Source organism: Bradyrhizobium yuanmingense (genome assembly GCF_029167105.1).
GTDB classification, from domain to species: Bacteria; Pseudomonadota; Alphaproteobacteria; order Rhizobiales; family Xanthobacteraceae; genus Bradyrhizobium; species Bradyrhizobium yuanmingense_A.
On the sequence record NZ_JARFML010000001.1, the window covers coordinates 184070 to 205081 of the forward strand.

The following is a 21012-nucleotide window of genomic DNA, read 5'->3' on the forward strand; positions in this document are numbered from 1 at the left end:
TGGTCCGGAATGGGGCTAAAATGAGACGCTTAGACAATCTTGGCCGTTCAGAGAGATTAGAATTATTCGCTGTTTGTTGGGATGCTCATGACGAAGCCGCCGCTAGATCCTGACGTCGCGGATGTCGCGCCGAACGAGCCGGCGCTGACGGCCTATGACGAACAGCATGTCCTCACGTACCTTCGCCTTCTGCAGGCGGAGGGCGAGGGGGCAGACTGGCGCGAAGTGGCTCGAGTAGTGCTGCATATGGACCCAGAGCAAGAGCCAGACCGTGCGCGGAGCGCATATGAGAGTCATCTTGCGCGCGCCAAATGGGCGACCGAGCAGGGGCGTCTCTTACGCGGCGCCGGCTCGAAATAGAAGAAAATCGCCGACTGGCGACTTGCAGGCAGAACGATTTTCTTCTGTTATCTGGTGGTCATTCCGGTGCACCACGTGGTGCCAAACTAGGGGCTTCCTACAACCGCATCGTTCATACCTATTGCGCCGCAATCCTTGTTAGCTGCATGTAATGGGGTGGAAGCAATGCCTGAATTCGACTGGCGGTCGCCGGATTCCTATAAGAGCCTACAAGACGCCGAAATCACCGACATCGCCTGGGAATGTCTCCGCCGCAACGCGGACTATCGACGCGAGTTTGAGGCGACGATTGCCAACAGTCCCGATGGCCAAGTGACACCGGAATTCAGGAGGAGGTGGGGCATCTGCTTTCGCCCATGACCCGCAGAGGTCCTTCGACGAACAGACGATCTTTTGGGCGCCTGAGGTTCTAGCGACGGTCGTTCCGGTTGCCTTGGCTGCCGATCTCAGTTCGGCGTCTCAGCCATTGCTCGATCTTACAGCCGGTCAGGTGCGCCGTGCCGCCGATGGCTGGCACACTGTGCTGCGCATCGGTGCGGTGGATCACCGTGTCTGGTCCAAAGAACCGCCGGTGCTCGGCGCGTCATACGCAGCGAAATTGCCGTTTGACGGCGATTTGGAAGCGCGCGCGTATGCAGCGCGGCGGCTGTGGCGCGCGATGAATGGACGCGCGCCAGGTCCTGCATTTCACAAACTATCTAAACAGCGGCGCGAACGACTGAGCGCCGCGATCCGTGCGCTCGATGCGCATACCGCGGGCGGCAGTTATCGCGTTGTCGCCGAAGCTCTCTTCAGCAAAAAGCGCATCCCCGATCGCGCCTGGAAGACGCATGATCTGCGCAATCGAACGATCCGCCTGGTGCAAGGCGGCATCGCGTTGATGCGCGGGGGCTACCGCAAACTTCTGCGGCCTGGGCGCAGGGACGAGTAGCGCAGTCCTCAAGGGGTGCCGAAAATCGCCCCCTCAAAAGTCGGCATCCCCTTCCGAGATCCTGCTTCTCCATGATGACCGCAGACACGCCGGCCTAGCCAGGCGTGGTGCGCTGTCCTCCTGGAGTTCTCAAATGCCCGATCTGATGGCCGGTCTTCCCCCGCGATTCCTGCGAACACCTGAGGCCGCGCGCTATCTTGGCCTGTCCGGTCGCACGCTCGAGAAGCACCGCACATACGGTACTGGGCCGACGTACCGGAAAATCGGCGGACGTGTTGTCTACGCCGTCGATGACTTGAAAGCGTGGGCCGACCGCGGCGCCAAGACGTCGACCTCCGACCCCGGGAAGGGGACCGTGCTGCCGGCCAAGAAGCATCCCGCCCTGCGCCCATATGCGGGCCAGGAACGCCGCTGATCACCGCGGAAGGACTGTGATCATGCGGCGTAAACTCCATTCCGAGCGCGATCAGCTTGAGCTCTTTCGGGCGCTGCCCGGTGACCTTGCGCCCCGCGACGCGCAGGATCTGATGGCATATCCGTTCTTTTCGTTGGCAAAGACCAAACGCATTGTGCCGATCGATTTCCGCGCGGGCGCGATTGCAATTCGGGTCGAAGCCGTTCCGGAACACGGCATGGCGACCATTTGGGATGCTGATGTCCTGATCTGGGCTGCGTCCCAGATCGTGGAAGCCCGTGACGCCGGCTTGAAGACGTCGCGCCTGATGGCTGCAACGCCTTACGAGATTTTGACGTTTGTCGGCCGCGGCACCAGCGCGCGTGACTATGACCGGCTGAAGGCCGGTCTCGACAGACTTCAGTCGACGACTGTGATGACATCGATCCGTCAGCTGACAGAACGGCGACGACATCGCTTCTCCTGGATCAACGAGTGGAAGGAGACGGCCGATGCAAATGGCCGTCCATTTGGGCTCGAATTGATCCTACCTGATTGGTTCTACGCGGGCGTAATCGATGAGGCGCTCGTGCTGACGATCGATCGCGCCTATTTCGATCTGACGGGCGGACTTGAGCGTTGGCTTTATCGTCTTGTGCGCAAGCATGGTGGCCGCCAGGAGGGCGGCTGGAGCTTTGACCTTGTGCACCTCCATGCCAAGTCCGGCATCCTCTCACCGCTCAAGCATTTTGCTTACGACGTACGTCAGATCGTCCAGCGCCAGACATTGCCCGGTTATCGGCTTCTGCTCACGCGCGATCCTAACGGCATCGAGCGGCTGAACTTCTTGCCTGCGCCTGTTGCTCCCCTAACGGCACGCCTGCGCCGGCGCGGTCTCATTCCAAATTCGGAGGACAACCTGTGAATCAGCTGGTGCTATCGGGGACCGCAACCCTCGTGCTATCGGGGACCCGATCCTCGTGCTATCGGGGACCGGAATCGGACTTAAGAGCTTGTTTCTCCGCGCTTTCCGGCCGCTCTAACTTTACTAACCAGAAATCCTTCGGATTTCTTCTAACGGATCAGGCCGAAAGCCGCGTTGGCGGTGTTCGGCGATGGCAGTCCGACAGGTCAGCCTGGCTTTGCCGGCCATACACGCTCTTTACCGAGCCCCAAGCTCACGGCTGCCAGCTCCGGCGTCAGGGTGCCGCCGCATGAGCGATCTCACGCAAGTGGAAGTGTTGTGGCTCGAGAAGCGGATCGAAAACCGCATTCGGTTCGGTCGCGTTGTCAAGGAACGGAAGCTTGATCGCCATCGGCGTGTCCTGTCATTCGCGCCAGGCAGCATCTTTGCCTTCGTCCGTTGGACCTCGAACGACTTTGGCACGATCATTTCGCGGATCGACATCCTGCGCGCAGTCGCTCCGGGACAGCGCTGCTTGACCATACCGTATGTGAAGCCTGGTGGAGAGATCCTGTTGCGGCTTTCCGGCTGGCAAAAGGTCGAACGGGTGCTGCAAATGATCGATGCCATCGAGGCACTTGGCATCGATCCCGCGGACATCGCGCCTGATCATTGGCATCACGTTCATAACCGCCTGTCCGTCAACGAAAACCCGCGTCCCTACACCAAGGCACGCCACCAGGCTTGGCTTCACCGTCAGAGGGTGATGCGATGACAGGCCGCCTGAAGACGCTAGCGGCGACGATTGGGGTCGCTGCTGCGCTCGTCGCGACGATCGTCCTGGAGCCGCTTCCGCTCTACATCTGGAATGCATCGGCAAGCGTGCCTATCGGTCTCTACCGTTTACTGCCGACCATGCGCTTCCATGTCACCGAGCTGGTCGCTGTTCACCCGCCGGAGCCGCTCGCGACCTTCCTCGACCTTAACGGCTATCTGCCGATCGGTCTCCCCATGCTCAAACGCGTCTTGGCGCTTCCCGGGCAAACTGTCTGCAGAAATGGGCTAACCATTTCGGTCGATACCGTCGCGGTGGGCGAGGCGCGGGATCGCGATGGACGCGGCCGGCCGCTGCCGAAATGGCAGGGCTGCCGCGTCGTCTGCGACGGCGAGCTGTTTCTGATGAACTGGCAGTCGGACGACTCTCTTGATGGCCGGTATTTTGGATTGCTTCCGGCATCTAGCGTGATCGGCAGTGCGATCCCGGTGTGGACGTGGAAGGAGTGATCGTGCGTATTCGACGTGTTCACCTCGCCATTCCTCTGTTCGATCGATTGCGAGATCATTCTTCCGTTCCAATCAGAGTCTGCAAGGCCGGCGCGCGCAGCGGCAGTCCAGGGCGGCCGAATGGCCGGCGCGGAACCGCTTTACCCTGGACGCTCGCGAGCACGGCGGCCTGCTTGGCTCGGTCGGGTGCGTGTGTTTGGGCTGTCGTGTCGCTGCTGTCTATTTTCGGTGTGCCGCACAGTGCTGCTCTGGCTGAGAGCGGAGCGGTCGCAGTTCGAACGGTCAACCAGGCGAGCAACTCATTTGCAGCGTTCGCCAACGACGCCTCAGAGCGCTTTGCCGTTCCGGTGAACTGGATTGGTTCAATCATCAACATCGAAAGTGCTGGTGAGGTGCACGCCAGATCGGCTAAAGGCGCAATGGGCCTGATGCAAATCATGCCGGCGACCTGGGCGGAACTTCGCGATCGCTATAATCTCGGCAGCGATCCCTACGACCCGCGCGACAACATTCTGGCAGGCACAGCATATCTGCGTGAACTGCTCGACCGATATGGTTCGCCTGGTGTGTTTGCCGCGTACAATGCGGGACCGGCTCGCTACGAAGAGCATCTCGCAGGCGGCTCTTTGCCAGACGAGACGCGAGCATACGTCGCAAAGCTTGCAAGCCTGCTTGCCATCGAACTGCCGTCGAGGTGGACGACCAGCGGACAGTCATCAGCAGGTGCGACGCTATTCGTCGCACGTTCCGATCTTATAAAAACACGCAATCAGTCGCCGTCGCTCATTCCGTCGAGCGGCGCCACGACCGCAATCTCAGCGCCTGATGTTTCGCGCATGGTCCCCCTACCTATCGGCGTGTTCGTCCCTCGATCGGATTCGGGGTCATCGCAATGACCAAGTGTGCGGGTTCGCAAGCCGATGGCGTATGGGCGATGCCTTCGGCCCGCGCTCTACTCGTCGCTTCGCTCCTCACCGAGCCACCCTTCGGGTGTCTCGGCCCTTCGGGTAACGATCGCTATCGCAAGCGCTCGGAAGCAGCGGGGGCTTCGCGAGTTGGCTGCCAAGTCGCGGCGGCTTTGTCACAATGAATCGGCCGCAGCCGACGTTTTCGGGAGGCGCTAGTGGAGGATCCAGTGCAATGACCAAGTGTGCGGGCTCGCAAGCTGACGGTGTATGGGCGATGCCTTCGGCCCGCGCTCTACTCGTCGCTTCGCTCCTCACCGAGCCACCCTACGGGTGTCTCGGCCCTTCGGGTAACGATCGCTATCGCAAGCGCTCGGAAGCAGTGGGGACTTCGCGAGTTGGCTGCCAAGTCGTCGCTACTCTTTCGGGAACCGGCGACCGGGAGACCACGACGGCAGGACGGCGAGATAAAAGGGGCTCGCCGGTCGAACCGCAAGCCATTGGCATGGCTTGGGTTCTGGCGTGCCGGTCGGTCGGGGCGCGTGCCGCGCTTTGCATTTTGACGAATTCAATCAAAGGCTTTTTCGGCACCATGTGCGCTTTTGATCTTGGGGAGGCCCTGCCGTGAGCGCGGGCGACAGCGATCTGCGTGTTCGGCCCGGACGCATTCGCAGTACCCGCGCGCCGAAGCAAAAGAGCTTTATCAACCAGGTGCTGCGCGCCGCCAAGAAAGCAGGACACACGCCACGTCAGGGGACCGCGGGCAGGCGTTCTGCGGCGTATGGACGCTCGACGTTTGGCCGCGGCAGGCTATCCTTTAGCCGCGCCAGATTGTTCAGCCCGACGCGCCGCGTTGTGGTGAAGGCGCGCGTGGTTCGTCATAAAGGGCGAGTCTTCCGTTCAGCACCACTGACTGCCCATCTCTCTTACCTGAAGCGCGACGGCGTGACCCGGAGTGGTGAGCCGGCCAAGATGTTCGACGCCGGCAGCGACCGTGCCGACAGCGCGGCTTTCGCAGAACGCTGCAAGGACGACCGGCATCATTTCCGGTTCATCGTCTCGCCCGAGGAGGCAGGCGAGATGACCGACCTGAAGGCCTTCACCCGCGACCTCGCCAAGCAGATGGAGATCGATCTCGGCACGCGGCTCGATTGGATAGCCGCCGATCACTGGAATACGGACAACCCCCATATCCATCTTCTCGTTAGGGGAGTCGATCGGGAGGGAGCCGATCTCGTGATCTCCCGCGACTACATCAGCCAGGGCCTGCGCTCCCGCGCCGAGGAACTGGTCGCCATCGAACTGGGTCCGAAACCGGAGCATGAAATCCGCAATTCGCTGGAGAGGGAAATCACGGCAGAACGATGGACGCGGCTTGATCGGGAGATCCGGCTGGCAGCAGATGAGACTGGCTACATCGATCTCCGCCCCGAACATCCCAGCGGCTCCGATCCCGAGATACGGCGCCTGATGATTGGTCGCCTTCAACACCTGGAGAAGATGGGTCTTGCTGCCTCGGCCGCACCAGGCGATTGGATGGTAGGGCTTGAGGCCGAGCGTAGCTTGCGCGACCTCGGCATGCGCGGCGACATCATCAAGACCATGCACCGTGCCTTCACCGAGCGTGGGGAAGCGCGCGGCGTTGCCGACTTCGTCATCGAGGGTGGACGGCCGACAGCCCAGATTATCGGACGGCTGGTCGACCGCGGATTGCATGACGAACTGACCGGCGAGGCCTATGCCCTGATCGACGGAACAGACGGACGGGCCCACCACGTGCGCTTCCGCGGCGTCGAGGCCTTCGAACATGCACCGCCGGTCGGCGGGATCGTCGAAGTGCGACGGTTCGGTCAAGCTGGCGAGCCGAGTCCCACCGTGATGCTTGCGACCCGTTCCGATCTCGATCTCAGTGCGCAGGTCACCGCGAAAGGGGCGACCTGGCTCGACCATCGCTTGGTCGAGCGCGATCCGATGCCGATCGCCATGGGCGGATTCGGCCGCGAGGCCCGCGATGCCATGGAAGCTCGAACCGAGCATCTGATCCAGGAAGGTCTGGCACGGCGCCAGGGACAGCGCATCATCCTGCAGCGCGACCTCCTCAACACGTTGCGCCGGCGCGAGCTGGACGAGGTGGCCGCAAAGGTCTCGGCCGACACGGGGCTAGCTCATGTGGCGGCCGCGTCCGGGGAACACGTGGCAGGCACGTATCGCCAGCGGCTGACCCTCAGCTCGGGACGCTTCGCCATGATCGATAATGGGCTCGGCTTCCAGCTAGTGCCGTGGTCGCGCGAGCTCGAAAAGAGGCTCGGGCAACACGTCAGCGGCGTCGTGAAAGACGGCGGTGGCATCGAATGGGGCTTTGGCCGCAAGCGCGACCTCGGGCTCTAGCAATCTCTCCAATTCAGCTGCGGAAGGACGTTCGGGATGTCGGGAACCAAGATCCTCTGGGGACAGGTCATCGTTGTCGGCCTGATCGTCTTGCTCGCCATCTGGGGAGCAACCGAATGGACGGCCTGGCGGCTTGCCTATCAACCGGAGCTTGGGCGGCCATGGTTCAAACTCTTGGGCTTCAAGGTCTATTACCCCCCGGTCTTCTTCTGGTGGTGGTTCGTCTACGATGCCTATGCGCCTCAGGTCTTTGTTGAGGGAGCCTTCATAGCGGCGTCGGGGACCTTCGTTTCGATCGCGGTGGCGATCGGCATGTCGGTCTGGCGGGCGCGCGAGGCCAAGAACGTCGAGACCTATGGCTCGGCGCGCTGGGCCGGTGCGGAAGAGGTTCGAGCGGCCGGACTTCTCGGTCCCGATGGTGTGGTGCTCGGCAAGCTCGACCATGACTACCTCCGCCATAACGGACCGGAGCACGTCCTGTGTTTTGCGCCAACGCGATCGGGCAAAGGTGTCGGGCTCGTCGTTCCCTCGTTGCTGGCCTGGCCCGGTTCGGCCATTGTGCACGATATCAAGGGCGAGAACTGGCAGTTGACCGCCGGCTTTCGCTCTCATCACGGCCGCGTCCTGTTGTTCGATCCGACCAACCCAAAATCCTCGGCCTACAATCCGCTGCTCGAGGTCCGGCGTGGGGAGTGGGAGGTGCGCGACGTCCAGAATGTCGCCGACGTCCTGGTTGACCCCGAGGGTTCACTCGACAAACGGAACCATTGGGAGAAGACCAGTCATTCGCTCCTGGTCGGCGCCATCCTCCATGTTCTCTATGCCGAGGCGGACAAGACTTTGGCTGGCGTCGCCGCTTTTCTCTCCGACCCGAAGCGACCCATCGAGGCGACGCTGAAGGCGATGATGACCACGCGACACCTTGGCGAGCAGGGCGCTCATCCCGTGGTCGCTTCGACTGCGCGCGAACTCCTCAACAAATCGGAGAACGAACGTTCAGGCGTCCTGTCCACGGCGATGTCGTTCCTCGGGCTGTACCGCGATCCCGTCGTGGCCAAGGTGACCTGCCGATGCGACTGGCGGATCGCCGACCTGATCGCCGATCACCGACCGACGACGCTCTACCTGGTGGTGCCTCCCTCCGATATTTCGCGGACCAAGCCCCTCATCCGTCTGGTGTTGAACCAGATCGGCCGGCGCCTGACCGAGGACTTGCACGCCCGCGATCGTCGACATCGAGTCCTGATGATGCTTGACGAGTTCCCGGCGCTGGGGCGTCTCGATTTCTTCGAGTCCGCACTCGCCTTCATGGCGGGGTACGGCATCAAAAGTTTCCTGATCGCGCAATCGCTCAATCAGATCGAGAAGGCCTATGGGCCCAACAATGCGATCCTCGACAATTGTCACGTCCGAGTCAGCTTCGCGACCAATGACGAGCGAACCGCCAAACGCGTGTCCGACGCCTTGGGTACGGCGACGGAGATGCGCGCGATGAAAAACTATGCCGGGCACAGGTTGAACCCCTGGCTGGGGCACCTCATGGTCTCTCGGCAGGAGACGGCGAGACCGCTGCTGACCCCCGGCGAAGTCATGCAGCTTCCGCCGATGGACGAAATCGTGATGGTGGCAGGCACGCCACCGATCCGGGGGAAGAAGGTGCGCTACTATGAGGATCGGCGGTTTAGCGAGCGGGTCTTGCCGCCGCCCGATCCGGCGACATCCGGTCGGTCATCGCGAACGGACGGATGGTCAACGGCCGGAACGCTGAGACCGGTGCCACTTCCAACTGACAGAGCGCAAGGAGAGGAAGACACGGCAAACAGCGGCCTTCGTCGCGAGCCCGAACTCCCCGATCACGTTGCGATCGCAAAGGAGACGACCGAGCCGACGCCGGCAGAGGAATTTGCCGTCGTTCTTGACGACGACGAGGATGCAGTCCGCCAGTCCCAGCTTATGCGTCAGCAGATGCGCGGCGTTGCCCGTCAGGTCGCCATGGACCCCTACGATGGTATGGAGCTCTGAGGCGACATGCGCGACCGGATGAACGTCTATTTCCCGCCAGAGCTTCTGAAGCAGATCTCGGATCTCGCCGACCGCAAGAAGCTTTCCCGGTCTGCGATCGTGGAAGCGGCCGTTGCTTCATTTCTGTCACCGGACGCAGCGGACAGGCGGGAAGCAGCATTCACGCGGCGCCTCGATCGGCTGTCGCGTCAGATGCAGCGCTTGGAGCGTGATGTTGGTCTAACGGCTGAGACCTTGGCCCTCTTCATTCGCTTCTGGCTGACAATCACGCCGCCGTTGCCCAACGACGCGCAGGCGGCCGCGCAGATAAAGGGTAGGGAGCGCTTCGAAGGATTTGTCGAGGCGCTCGGACGCCGCTTGCAAAAAGGGCAAAGCTTTCTGCGCGAGATTCCAGAAGATATCCGTCAGGAACCGGCCGGCGAAACCTGACTGAGCGTCCTTGATGCGCCGACCGCGTCGGCTCTTCTTTTTCTACGCCAGCCTACGACCGCAGCAACTTAGCCGAACTGACAAAAAGCTGGACGCGCTATCCGCTCGAACGAGCCGATAGCGAAAAGGACCAGCATGCAAATCTCACTAGGATGGTCTCGAATTGCGCGCGTTTTCCTCCCATTTGCTGCTGGATACTATCTTTCGTATCTGTTTCGAACGATCAACGCTTTGATCGGAAGTCATCTCAGCTCAGATGCCGGGCTGGGTACCGCCGACCTCGGGTTGCTGACGTCAGTCTATTTCCTTGTTTTCGCAGCCGCTCAGATCCCCGTCGGCATATTGTTGGACCGCTTTGGTCCGCGCCGAGTCCAGAGTGTTCTGCTTTTGGTCGCCGCCGCCGGCGCCGAACTGTTCGCGACATCGACCGCCTTCCTGTCACTTTTGATCGCGCGGGCAATGATCGGGCTTGGCGTGGCGGCGGCGCTGACAGCTGGACTGAAGTCCATCATCATCTGGAGTCCCAAGGAGCGAGTTGCCTTGCTGAACGGCTACATGGTCATGCTGGGCTCGCTCGGAGCGGTCACCGCTACCGCTCCCGTCGAACACCTTCTCGCCTGGATCGGCTGGCGGCAGCTCTTTGAGATCCTGGCGGCCGCTACTGGTGCGGTAGCCATTCTCATCTATGTCGTGGTGCCTGAGCGAGGCATTGTCCCATCAACAGCGCCCGCCACCCTTAGCTCCGTTTTCGGCGATCAGCGCTTCTGGCGAATGGCCCCGTTGTCGGCGACTTGCGTTGGATCGGCTTGGTCCCTGCAGGGATTGTGGGCCTCACCGTGGCTAGTGGACGTGGAAGGCCTTGATCGCGCGAGTCTGGTCGGGCAGCTGTTCATGATGTCGATCGTACTTAGCGGCGGCGCCTGGCTGTTTGGTACGACAGTCCACCGCATGAGGCGACGAGGAATCGGAGCTGAGACAGCATTGGCGATAGTCGCGGTGCTGTTCGTCGTAGCGCAGCTCGCCCTGATCTTGCGCGCGCCTCTGCCATCCATTGTGCCATGGTCCGTGGTGGCAATTGTAGGAACGGCAACCGTGGTGAGCTTCGCGGTAATAGCGGATTACTTTCCGCCGGAGCTTGCCGGTCGTGCCAACGGCGCCTTGAATGTCTTGCACTTTGGTTGGGCGTTTCTGGCACAATACGCGACAGGTCTTATCCTGGAGCAATGGTCTGCGAATGATGGCCATAGGCCCCTCCAAGCCTATCAAATAGCGTTCAGCCTCAACGTAGCTCTGCAGATCGCATCGTTTGTCTGGTTCGCGCGGCCCTGGCGCCGATCCATCGCTTCGTGGACGAGTTCAATCCTCTTGTTCAGGCCCGCTGATGTTTCCTACGCTCCCGAGTCAGTTGGGTTGTATGAGGATTCGGTTATCGTCCTGCCCGCGGATGATGATGGGGAGTGGTGAGCAACGACTCGCTACGAGCGGATACGATTAAGTAGCCGTCAAATACCAGTTCTCAGTCTTCCTTTTTCTACGCCAGCCTACGATCATTAAAGGCGCTTGTTGCGCCAAGTGCATTGGTGCCTTTTCTAATGATCCCCATCTGAGGACGCGCTTTGGACGTCCTCATTCGTGGGGCGAACGGTGGCAATCCATACCTTTCAATCGGAAGCGAATTCGCGCGGTGCGCGAATGCTACGTAGCGCGCTTGGCGCTGCGATCGCCGGTTACCTCGAAGACGAAGCGATTATCGAGGTGATGCTCAACCCGGATGGGCGGCTGTGGATTGATCGGCTGTCAAATGGCCTGATCGATACAGGCGAAACTCTGTCCGCAGCCGACGGCGAGCGCATCGTTCGCCTTGTAGCGCATCACGTAGGTGCCGAGGTGCATGCCGGCGCGCCCCGGGTTTCGGCCGAACTGCCCGGGACCGGCGAGCGTTTCGAAGGTCTCTTGCCTCCGGTCGTTGCGGCACCGGCTTTTGCCATCCGCAAGCCCGCGGTCGCCGTGTTTACGCTGGACGACTACGTCGGCAGGGGGATCATGACCTCGGAGCAGGCCAGGACGCTGAAGGGCGCGGTCGATGCTCGTAAGAACATCCTCGTCGCCGGGGGGACATCGACCGGCAAGACAACATTGACGAATGCGCTCCTGGCGGAGGTGGCCAAGACCTCCGATCGGGTCGTGCTGATCGAAGACACGCGGGAACTCCAGTGTATGGCACCCAACCTTGTGGCGCTGCGGACCAAGGACGGCGTAGCCACCCTATCTGACCTCGTTCGGTCCTCGCTCCGACTTCGTCCTGATCGCATCCCGGTCGGCGAGGTTCGCGGTGCCGAAGCACTCGATCTGCTCAAGGCCTGGGGCACCGGCCATCCCGGCGGCATTGGCACCATTCACGCAGGCAGCGCGCTCGGCGCGCTGCGGCGGCTCGAGCAGCTCATCCAGGAAGCCGTCATCACCGTTCCGCGGGCTCTGATCGCCGAGACCATCAACATCGTCGCTGTCCTTGCGGGTCGCGGCGCTGACCGTCGCCTCGCTGAACTCGCCCTCGTTTCAGGGCTTGGCGCCGCTGGCGACTACGACCTTTCACCAGCAGGAGACTGACATGCGTCATAAATTTCGCCTTCTTCGAGATGTCGCTTCATTAGCTGCCTCCGGCACCGTTTCTTTGGTGTCGGCGTCGGCATGGGCGGCCGGCTCGAACATGCCGTGGGAGCAGCCGCTCAATCAGATCCTTCAGTCGGTTGAGGGACCTGTCGCCAAGATCATCGCCGTCATCATCATCGTCGTGACCGGGCTCACGCTCGCGTTCGGAGATTCGTCTGGTGGTTTCCGCAGGCTGATCCAGATCGTGTTCGGGCTGTCGATCGCCTTTGCCGCCTCGAGCTTCTTCCTGTCGTTCTTCTCGTTCGGTGGCGGCGTGGTGATCTGATGGACGATCAGGTGGCAGGCTTTGTTGTGCCCGTTCATCGCGCGCTCACTGAGCCGATCCTGATGGGTGGTGCGCCGCGGTCCGTTGCGATCGTCAACGGCACGCTTGCTGCGGCCCTCGGGCTCGGATTGCGGCTCTGGATCGCGGGCCTCGTCCTCTGGTTCATCGGCCACATGGCCGCCGTCTGGGCCGCCAAGCGCGATCCCGCTTTTGTCGATGTGGTGCGCCGACATCTGCGCATTCCAGGTCACCTCAACACCTGAGCCCCGGTCATGATGAATCTCGCCGAATATCGCCATTCCAATACGCGTCTTGCCGACTTCCTGCCCTGGGCAGCACTCGTCGACGAGGGAATCATCCTGAACAAGGACGGCTCGTTCCAGAGGACAGCAAAGTTCCGGGGGCCTGACCTCGACAGCGCGGTGCCGGCTGAACTCGTCGGCGTCGCCGGTCGCTTGAATAATGCGTTGCGCCGTCTGGGATCTGGTTGGGCTGTATTTGTCGAGGCGCAGCGTCATTTTGCTGGGGCCTATCCTCCCAGTGCATTTCCAGATGTCGCGTCCGCGCTGGTCGATGCCGAACGCAGGGCTCAGTTCGAAGAGGCCGGCGCTCACTATGAATCCAGCTTTTTCCTGACCTTCCTCTATCTGCCGCCGGAGGAGGGAGCCGCCAAGGCAGAGCGCCTGCTCTATGAGGGCCGCGATCGGACTGTTGGCGCTGACGCGCAGGAGGTGCTTCGCGGGTTTATCGATCAAACCAATCGCGTGCTGCAGCTCGTCGAAGGATTCATGCCTGAATGCGCCTGGCTCGATGATCAGGACACGCTGACCTACCTGCACTCGACGATCTCGACCAAACGGCACCGCGTCCGGGTGCCGGAAATTCCCATGTACATCGATGCGCTGTTGGCCGACCAGCCGCTGACCGGCGGGCTTGAGCCGATGTTGGGGTCAGCCAACGTCCGGGTTCTGACGATTGTCGGCTTTCCCGGTGCGACGACGCCGGGAATTCTCGACGATCTCAATCGTCTTGCATTCTCCTATCGCTGGTCGACCCGCGCGATCATGCTCGACAAGACCGATGCCACCAAGCTGCTGACCAAGATTCGCCGGCAGTGGTTCGCCAAGCGAAAGTCGATTGGCGCCATTCTCAAGGAGGTTATGACCAACGAGGCGGCGACGCTGCTCGATACCGATGCACACAACAAGGCGTTGGACGCCGACGCGGCGCTACAGGAACTGGGGTCGGACCAGATCGGACAAGCCTTTGTCACGGCGACCGTCACCGTCTGGGACCGCGATCCCGATGCTGCCGACGAAAAGCTGCGGCTGGTCGAAAAGGTCATTCAGGGCCGCGATTTCACCTGCATGATCGAGACGGTGAACGCAGTAGAAGCCTGGCTCGGCAGTCTGCCGGGGCATGTCTATGCGAACGTGCGGCAGCCACCGGTATCGACGCTCAACCTCGCTCATATGATTCCGATGTCGGCCGTGTGGGCCGGCGAGGCGAGGGATCTGCATTTCAAAGCTCCGCCCCTCATGTTCGGCAAGACCGAGGGATCGACCCCCTTTCGGTTCTCGCTTCACGTCGGCGACGTCGGCCATACGCTTGTGGTGGGACCGACCGGTGCGGGCAAGTCGGTGCTCCTCGCTCTGATGGCGCTACAGTTCAGGCGTTATCCAAACTCTCAGGTCTTTGCGTTCGATTTTGGCGGTTCAATTCGTGCGGCCGCACTCGCCATGGGCGGTGATTGGCATGATCTCGGCGGTGCATTGTCTGACGGGGACGAAAATCCCGTTGCGTTGCAACCGCTGGCCTGGATCGATGATCCCTCTGAGCGCGGATGGGCCACGGAATGGATCGGGGCGATCTTGGCGCGCGAAAAAATCGAGATCACGCCGGAGGTCAAGGACCATCTGTGGTCGGCGCTGACATCTCTCGCCTCGGCGCCGAGGGATGAACGCACCCTGACCGGGCTATCGGTCCTCCTGCAATCGAACTCCCTGAAACGCGCCTTGCAACCGTACTGCCTGGGTGGTCCGTCCGGGCGCCTGCTCGATGCCGAATTCGAGCGCCTTGGCGAGTCCTCGGTCCAGGCCTTTGAGACCGAAGGGTTGATCGGAACGAGCGCGGCCCCGGCCGTGCTGGCCTACCTCTTCCATCGTATCGGCGATCGTCTCGATGGCCGGCCTACACTCCTGATTGTCGATGAAGGTTGGCTTGCCCTCGACGACGAGGATTTCGCCGGTCAGCTCAGGGAATGGTTGAAGACGCTTCGGAAGAAGAACGCGTCCGTCATCTTCGCCACCCAGTCGCTGTCGGACATCGATGGCTCCGCGATCGCGCCCGCGATCATCGAAAGCTGCCCAACGCGTCTGTTGCTGCCGAACGAACGGGCGATCGAGCCGCAGATCACTGCCATCTATCGCCGCTTTGGCCTCAATGACCGCCAGATCGAGCTTCTGAGCCGGGCAGCGCCGAAGCGCGACTACTACTGCCAGTCCCGCCGCGGCAACCGGATGTTCGAACTGGGTCTTGGCGAGATTGCGCTCGCCTTCACCGCGGCCTCTTCCAAGACCGACCAGGCTGCCATCGCGCAGCTACTCGCCGAACATGGGCCGGACGGCTTCGTACCGGCCTGGCTCCAGCGCCGTGGCGTCGCCTGGGCCACCGACCTGATTCCCAATCTCGTCAATCTGGAGAAATCGCTATGAGGCGTCTTGCCCTATTGGCGACCGCTGGCACCGTCGCGCTGGTGCTTGGCGTCGCGGTACCTGCACGGGCGCTGATCGTCTTCGATCCCAACAACTACGTCCAGAATGTCCTGACCGCCGCGCGAGAACTTCAGCAGATCAACAACCAGATCACCTCGTTGCAGAACGAGGCACAGATGCTGATCAATCAGGCCAGGAATCTGGCAAACCTGCCGTACTCTTCGCTGCAGCAATTGCAATCATCGATCCAGCGCACGCAGCAACTGCTGGCCCAGGCCCAACGCATCGCATACGACGTGCAGCAGATCGATCGGGCTTTTTCGACCAGCTACGCGCCGGCGACAAGCAGCCAGTCGAACCAGTTGCTGATCGCCAACGCTCAATTGCGGTGGCAGAATTCTGTAGCCGCATTGCAGGATGCGCTCCGTGTTCAGGCCGGCGTCGTCGGCAACCTCGACACCAACCGCATCCAGACGTCAGCGCTTGTAACTTCAAGTCAGGGTGCCAGTGGCGCCTTGCAGGCAACTCAGGCCGGCAATCAGATCCTCGCGCTTCAAGCGCAACAACTTGCCGATCTCACGGCTGCCGTGGCGGCGCAGGGCAGGGCACAAAGTCTCGAAGCGGCACAGCGCGCATCGGCCCAGGATCAGGGGCGAGAGCAGCTCAGGCGCTTTCTGACGCCAGGACAGGGCTATCAATCCTCCAACGTGCAGATGTTCCACCGATGACCGACGTAAAGGCATTCAAGGCGCTGTCGCTGCTTACGACAATCGGCCTAGTGGCCGTCGCCGCCTGCACGATTCAGCTTCGTGGTGGAGAGGAGTCTCGGTCGTCGCCCCAGGCGGAGCAGACGACAGGCATAACGAGCTCAGACCTCGCACGTTGCCGCAGCGTCACTTCGGAGGAACCGGCAGCCTATCAACATTGCAAGCAGGTTTGGGCCGAAAACCGGCGTCGCTTCTTTGGCAGGAAAGACGGTGCGGCCGTTCCTGGCCATGATGATTCTGCCGCAGCCTTGGCGCCCGTCCCAAAGGATCAGAGCCGGATGCCGCAAAGATATCCACCCTTGGCGACACCTGACGCGAGCAAGCCATGACCGATACGGGGATTATCGACCAGTTCTTGGAAACGTTCACGCGTTACATCGACAACGGCTTCGGGCTGTTGGGTAGCGATGTCGGGTATCTCGCAGCGACCCTTGCCGCGATCGACATCACGCTTGCTGCGTTGTTTTGGAGTTGGGGCACCGACGAGGACATCATCGCCCGTCTTGTCAAGAAGACGCTCTTCGTCGGCGTCTTTGCCTACCTCATCGGCAATTGGAATAGCCTGGCGCGTATCGTCTTCGAGAGCTTTGCCGGCTTGGGACTGAAAGCATCAGGCGCAAGCCTCTCCGCGGCAGATTTCCTGCGACCGGGAAAGATCGCTCAAGTCGGCCTCGACGCCGGCCGACCGCTGCTCGATTCGATCTCCAACCTGATGGGCTATATCAGCTTCTTCGAGAATTTCATCCAGATCGTCGTTCTCCTATTCGCCTGGGTCGTGGTTCTGCTCGCTTTCTTCATTCTGGCGATCCAGCTCTTTGTCACCCTGATCGAGTTCAAGCTCACGACGCTCGCTGGCTTCGTCCTCATTCCCTTTGGCTTGTTTGGCAAGACCGCCTTCGCGGCAGAACGGGTGCTGGGCAACGTTATATCGTCTGGAATCAAGGTCCTGGTCCTGGCCGTCATCGTCGGCATTGGTTCGACCTTATTCTCGCAGTTCACCGCAGGCTCCGGCGGGGCGCAGCCGACTATCGAAGACGCGATGACGCTTGTCCTTGCGGCACTTTCCTTGCTGGGTCTGGGCATCTTTGGTCCCGGCATCGCGAACGGTTTGGTCTCTGGCGGACCCCAACTAGGCGCCGGGGCCGCAATTGGAACAGGCATCGCCGCAGGCGGCATCGTCGCGGCGGGTGCGGGCCTCGCTGCCGGCGGCGCCGGTCTCGCAGGAGGCGCAATGGTCGGCGCCGCGCGCGGTGGCGGCGCTGTCATCAGCGGAGCATCAGCCGCCTATCGAAGCCGCGGCATTGCTGGCGTCGCGGAGGCCGGCGCCTCAGCTGCCATGAGCCCTTTACGTCGGGTAGCGGCTGCGCTCGGCGGAGGTGGGCGAGCGGGCAGGCAGACCGCGAGCTCCTTCGGGGAAGGGCAGCCCGACTGGGCGCGTCGCATGAAGCGTGCTCAGGCCGTTCGACACGGTGCATCCGCCGCTGGTCATGCGGTCCGCTCCGGTGATCACGGTGGCAGCGGATCCTCTGTCGATTTGTCCGAAGGAGATCGCTGACGGGCAGTCAATAGGCGCTCGCCACCGGCCGTGCGCCCACACGTTAAATCCAAACACACTCGTTGAAACGACGACCTTAATCTAAGGGGCCATTATCGATGTTCAAACGACCTTCAGTTCACTACGGGCGCATGCCCGAGCCGATTACGCCTTATCAAAAGGCAGCACAGGTTTGGGATGAACGCATTGGATCGGCCCGCGTGCAAGCCAAGAACTGGCGTCTGATGGCGTTCGGCTGCTTGATGCTATCCGCCGGCCTCGCGGGCGGACTTGTTTGGCAATCGAGCCGAGGATCGATCACGCCGTGGATCGTCGAAGTCGATCATCTCGGTCAGGCTCAAAGGGTTGCGCCGGCCAACATCGACTATCAGCCCACTGACGCTCAGATTGCCTACCATCTGGCGCGCTTTATCGAGGATGTCAGAGGCCTTCCTGCCGATGGGATCGTTTTGCGCCAAAACTGGCTCAGGGCCTATGATTTTACGACCGATCGCGGCGCCGCTGCTCTCAACGACTACGCGCGCAGCAATGATCCCTTTGCCAAGCTGGGCAAGGCTCAAATCTCGGTGGACGTATCGAGCGTCATTCGTGCGTCTTCAGAAAGCTTTCGGGTCGCGTGGACCCAGCGCACCTACGACAACGGCTTGTTGAGTGCGACCGAGCGTTGGACAGCAATTCTCACAGTCGTGATCGAGACGCCGCGCGATGCCGAACGTCTGCGCAAGAATCCCCTTGGCGTCTACGTCCGCGCCATCAACTGGTCGAAGGAGTTGAGTCAGTGACCAAGACGACCTCTGACATTCAATCGAAACGCTTCCTCCAGCAAAGCCGGCTCGATCCGACGCCGCCCAAGTCCGTGACCGCCAAACGAGCATGTCTTCACACTCTGCTGCTTTGTGCGTCGATGCTTGGCGGGTGCGCGACCTACATTCCGCCCGAGATCAGCTATGATGCTGAAGTCCCTCCGTTGCCGGCGCCGGCAGTTACTCTCGACGACAGACCACGACCGCTTCACGTGCCGCCGCTCTGGAAGCCGGCTCTCGGCGGCAGGTCCGCCGCGAAGGAAGAGCCCGAACCCGTGAGCCGGGTTGAGACGGCAAACAGCGCAGCCCGGGTTGAACCGCGCAAGCGGGGGTATTTCAACGCGGCGCAAATCTATGCCTACAGCCCAGGGGCGCTCTATCAAATTTACGCCGCGCCTGGACAGATCACGGATATCGCGCTCGAGGAAGGGGAACAGTTGACGGGATCAGGGCCCATTGCGGCCGGTGACACCGTGCGCTGGGTCGTCGGCGATACCGAGAGTGGGAGCGGGGACACACGACGCGTCCATATCCTGGTCAAACCGACCCGCGCATCGATCGAGACCAACCTCGTCGTCAATACTGACCGGCGCACCTACCTGCTTGAGCTCCGTTCCCGCGAGCGGCCCTATATGCCATCAGTTGCCTGGTACTATCCGGAAACATTGCGCGAACGATCGCGCGCAGTTGCTTTGAAGCCGGTCCTTCCGGAGCCGGCGCAGCGTATCTCTCGATATGCGATCGAAGGGGACAGTCCGCCCTGGCGGCCGCTTGCCGCATATGACGATGGCCGCAAGGTCTATGTCGAGTTTCCGCAAGGCATCGTCCAAGGCGAGATGCCGCCCCTCTTTGTCATCGGCCCGGACGGCAAGACCGAACTCGTCAACTATCGCGCCTACGGCAACGTATTGATCGTCGATCGGCTGTTTGCTGCCGCCGAACTGCGGCTCGGCGGCGAGCACCAGCAGAAGGTCCGCATTGTCCGGACCGACGGGAGGCCGTCGTCATGAATGTCAGGAATGGAAACGATCAGGAGCAAGCGGCTCCCCCTGAGACACAAGAGGATCAGTCCAGGAGCTTCCGCTTGAGAGCAGAGCATCCGCGCGTGACCCGGTTGTCACGGAAAGTTCTGGCTGGAGGGAGCGCGGTTGCCCTGCTTGTCATCGGCGGAGCCGTGTTGTGGTCGCTGCAGAGCAATCGCCCCCGCAACCAAGCTGCCGATGAGCTTTATAGCACCGACCATCATAATGTTGCCGACGCCATTGCGACGCTGCCGAAGGACTACGCGGCTGCTCCACGCCAGACTATCCCACAGCTTGGTCCACCACTCCCTGGAGACCTCGGTCGACCGATCCTTGCTGCGCAAGGCCAACTGGCGACGAACGGCGCTGACCCGGATCAACAGCGCCGGGACCAAGAGACCGAAGCAGCACGTATCAGCCATCTGTTCGCTTCGACAAATGGGAGTGTCGGGCGTCAACCCGCAGCTGCAGTTGCAGGGAGCGACCGCAGCGCGTCAGCGAATCCAACGAGTGCCAGCGACGATGGATCGGCGCAAAACGGTCAGGACCGAAAGCTTGCCTTCGTCAACGCATCTGTGGACCGTCGCACGGTCAGTCCTGACCGCATCACCAGGCCAGCTTCACCATATATCGTGCAGGCTGGGACGGTTATTCCGGGAGCCCTGATCACCGGAATCAGATCGGACCTACCAGGCCAAATTACGGCGCAGGTAACCGAGCACATTTTTGATACGCCGACAGGCCGCTTTCTGCTAGTGCCCCAAGGAGCGCGTCTGATCGGGGTTTACGATAGCCAGGTTACTTTCGGCCAGTCGCGCGTTCTGCTCGTCTGGACGCGCCTGATCATGCCGAATGGGCGTTCAATCGTCCTCGAGCGGCAGCCTGGCGCGGACGCTGCGGGATATGCGGGCCTTGAAGACCAGGTCGACAATCACTGGGGCGAACTCTTCAAGGCTGCTGCACTATCGACGTTTCTGGCAGTCGCGACCGAACTAGGTACCGGCTCTGACACCAACAACAACGACGGCGCAATCATTCAGGCGTTGCGGCATGGCGCCTCCGACTCTCTGAACCAGACTGGACAGCAGGTCGTACGGCGCAGCCTAAATATTCAACCTACTTTGACGGTACGACCTGGTTTCCCAGTTCGCGTTCTTGTCAACCGCGACCTCATACTTGCGCCATACGAAGGGTAATGCATGCCCAAGCTTAAAATAGGAGCCTTGCCCGACGATAGGCCGGTCAAGGTCACCACCGAGCTCTCAGCAAGAGTTCATCGAGATCTCGTCGCCTATGCAGAGGCTTTGGCACGCGAAAATGGGCAGCCCATCGATCCGCTAAAGCTGATCGCGCCTATGCTGGCGCGCTTTATGGCCTCGGACCGGGCCTTTGCAAAGGCGAGACGGGTCGGTCAGGCCCCGAGAGCCGGCGGAGACGGAACAGATTGAAGAAACGGTTCAGAGCCGGATTCCCATTGTTTTCGCGCGGGCGTGCTGCGTTGGAAAGCGAAGACCCGGTTTTTGTATCGGGGCGACGCGCCGCCGCTTACTCGAGGAGGTCGACCGACCGTCGCTCAAGCCAATCGCCGGGAGGAGAGCG

General features: G+C 61.5%; 23 protein-coding genes. All 23 read left to right on the forward strand.

Annotated elements, in window-relative coordinates; genetic code table 11:
* Positions 1-87 precede the first annotated feature (87 nt).
* The 23 genes from P0R31_RS00905 to P0R31_RS01015 all read left to right on the forward strand — a co-directional run bounded on the left by P0R31_RS00905 (position 88) and on the right by P0R31_RS01015 (position 20861).
* Complete coding sequence (locus tag P0R31_RS00905) at positions 88-360, forward strand: DUF2285 domain-containing protein (protein WP_246732421.1); 273 nt, start codon at positions 88-90, stop codon at positions 358-360.
* 165 nt (positions 361-525) lie between these two features.
* Positions 526-720, forward strand: a complete 195-nt coding sequence (locus P0R31_RS00910) for a transcriptional regulator domain-containing protein (RefSeq protein ID WP_157286354.1) — start codon at positions 526-528, stop codon at positions 718-720.
* Between the two features lie 106 nt (positions 721-826).
* Positions 827-1291, forward strand: coding sequence for a DUF2285 domain-containing protein (locus P0R31_RS00915; protein ID WP_338122795.1), 465 nt, complete (start codon positions 827-829; stop codon positions 1289-1291).
* Between the two features lie 133 nt (positions 1292-1424).
* Positions 1425-1706 carry a helix-turn-helix transcriptional regulator gene (locus tag P0R31_RS00920; protein ID WP_157286352.1) on the forward strand — a complete coding sequence of 94 codons (282 nt, stop codon included), beginning with the start codon at positions 1425-1427 and terminating at the stop codon, positions 1704-1706.
* Between the two features lie 22 nt (positions 1707-1728).
* Entirely contained in the window at positions 1729-2610 is an 882-nt protein-coding gene (locus P0R31_RS00925) for a replication initiator protein A (protein WP_157286351.1), read from the forward strand.
* Between the two features lie 289 nt (positions 2611-2899).
* The gene (locus P0R31_RS00930) at positions 2900-3364 is read left to right on the forward strand and encodes a DUF2840 domain-containing protein (RefSeq protein ID WP_157286350.1); all 465 of its coding nucleotides are present in this window, start codon (positions 2900-2902) and stop codon (positions 3362-3364) included.
* Positions 3361-3873 (forward strand): S26 family signal peptidase, encoded by a 513-nt coding sequence (locus P0R31_RS00935; RefSeq protein ID WP_275512472.1) that lies wholly within the window; start codon positions 3361-3363, stop codon positions 3871-3873. Before P0R31_RS00930 ends, P0R31_RS00935 begins: the two co-directional genes overlap by 4 nt.
* Positions 3874-4079: 206 nt before the next feature.
* Complete coding sequence (locus tag P0R31_RS00940) at positions 4080-4769, forward strand: lytic transglycosylase domain-containing protein (protein ID WP_275512473.1); 690 nt, start codon at positions 4080-4082, stop codon at positions 4767-4769.
* A gap of 633 nt (positions 4770-5402) precedes the next feature.
* Positions 5403-7166 carry a relaxase/mobilization nuclease domain-containing protein gene (locus P0R31_RS00945; RefSeq protein WP_275512474.1) on the forward strand — a complete coding sequence of 588 codons (1764 nt, stop codon included), beginning with the start codon at positions 5403-5405 and terminating at the stop codon, positions 7164-7166.
* 36 nt (positions 7167-7202) lie between these two features.
* Complete coding sequence (locus tag P0R31_RS00950; protein WP_157286348.1) at positions 7203-9188, forward strand: conjugal transfer protein TraG; 1986 nt, start codon at positions 7203-7205, stop codon at positions 9186-9188.
* A 6-nt stretch (positions 9189-9194) separates the two neighbouring features.
* The gene (locus P0R31_RS00955) at positions 9195-9617 is read left to right on the forward strand and encodes a CopG family transcriptional regulator (protein WP_157286347.1); all 423 of its coding nucleotides are present in this window, start codon (positions 9195-9197) and stop codon (positions 9615-9617) included.
* A 135-nt stretch (positions 9618-9752) separates the two neighbouring features.
* Entirely contained in the window at positions 9753-11081 is a 1329-nt protein-coding gene (locus tag P0R31_RS00960) for an MFS transporter (protein WP_275512475.1), read from the forward strand.
* Between the two features lie 228 nt (positions 11082-11309).
* On the forward strand, positions 11310-12224 hold the full coding sequence (gene trbB, locus P0R31_RS00965; protein WP_157286372.1) for a P-type conjugative transfer ATPase TrbB: 915 nt from the start codon (positions 11310-11312) through the stop codon (positions 12222-12224).
* A 1-nt stretch (position 12225) separates the two neighbouring features.
* Positions 12226-12552, forward strand: a complete 327-nt coding sequence (locus P0R31_RS00970; RefSeq protein WP_275512476.1) for a TrbC/VirB2 family protein — start codon at positions 12226-12228, stop codon at positions 12550-12552.
* Positions 12552-12815: a VirB3 family type IV secretion system protein gene (locus P0R31_RS00975; RefSeq protein ID WP_157286345.1), complete on the forward strand. Its 264-nt coding sequence runs from the start codon at positions 12552-12554 to the stop codon at positions 12813-12815. The genes P0R31_RS00970 and P0R31_RS00975 overlap by 1 nt, the downstream gene beginning before the upstream one ends.
* A 9-nt stretch (positions 12816-12824) precedes the next feature.
* Entirely contained in the window at positions 12825-15266 is a 2442-nt protein-coding gene (gene trbE, locus P0R31_RS00980) for a conjugal transfer protein TrbE (RefSeq protein ID WP_157286344.1), read from the forward strand.
* A complete protein-coding gene (gene trbJ, locus P0R31_RS00985) occupies positions 15263-15994 on the forward strand; it encodes a P-type conjugative transfer protein TrbJ (RefSeq protein WP_157286343.1) in 732 nt (243 codons plus the stop codon). Before trbE ends, trbJ begins: the two co-directional genes overlap by 4 nt.
* The gene (gene trbK-alt / locus P0R31_RS00990; protein ID WP_275512477.1) at positions 15991-16362 is read left to right on the forward strand and encodes a putative entry exclusion protein TrbK-alt; all 372 of its coding nucleotides are present in this window, start codon (positions 15991-15993) and stop codon (positions 16360-16362) included. Before trbJ ends, trbK-alt begins: the two co-directional genes overlap by 4 nt.
* Positions 16359-17588, forward strand: a complete 1230-nt coding sequence (trbL, locus tag P0R31_RS00995) for a P-type conjugative transfer protein TrbL (RefSeq protein WP_275512478.1) — start codon at positions 16359-16361, stop codon at positions 17586-17588. The genes trbK-alt and trbL overlap by 4 nt, the downstream gene beginning before the upstream one ends.
* A 98-nt stretch (positions 17589-17686) precedes the next feature.
* A complete protein-coding gene (gene trbF, locus P0R31_RS01000) occupies positions 17687-18370 on the forward strand; it encodes a conjugal transfer protein TrbF (protein WP_157286340.1) in 684 nt (227 codons plus the stop codon).
* Positions 18367-19401, forward strand: a complete 1035-nt coding sequence (trbG, locus tag P0R31_RS01005; protein WP_275512479.1) for a P-type conjugative transfer protein TrbG — start codon at positions 18367-18369, stop codon at positions 19399-19401. Before trbF ends, trbG begins: the two co-directional genes overlap by 4 nt.
* Positions 19398-20609: a TrbI/VirB10 family protein gene (locus P0R31_RS01010; protein WP_157286339.1), complete on the forward strand. Its 1212-nt coding sequence runs from the start codon at positions 19398-19400 to the stop codon at positions 20607-20609. The genes trbG and P0R31_RS01010 overlap by 4 nt, the downstream gene beginning before the upstream one ends.
* A gap of 3 nt (positions 20610-20612) precedes the next feature.
* The gene (locus tag P0R31_RS01015) at positions 20613-20861 is read left to right on the forward strand and encodes a DUF2274 domain-containing protein (RefSeq protein ID WP_128263965.1); all 249 of its coding nucleotides are present in this window, start codon (positions 20613-20615) and stop codon (positions 20859-20861) included.
* Positions 20862-21012 lie beyond the last annotated feature (151 nt).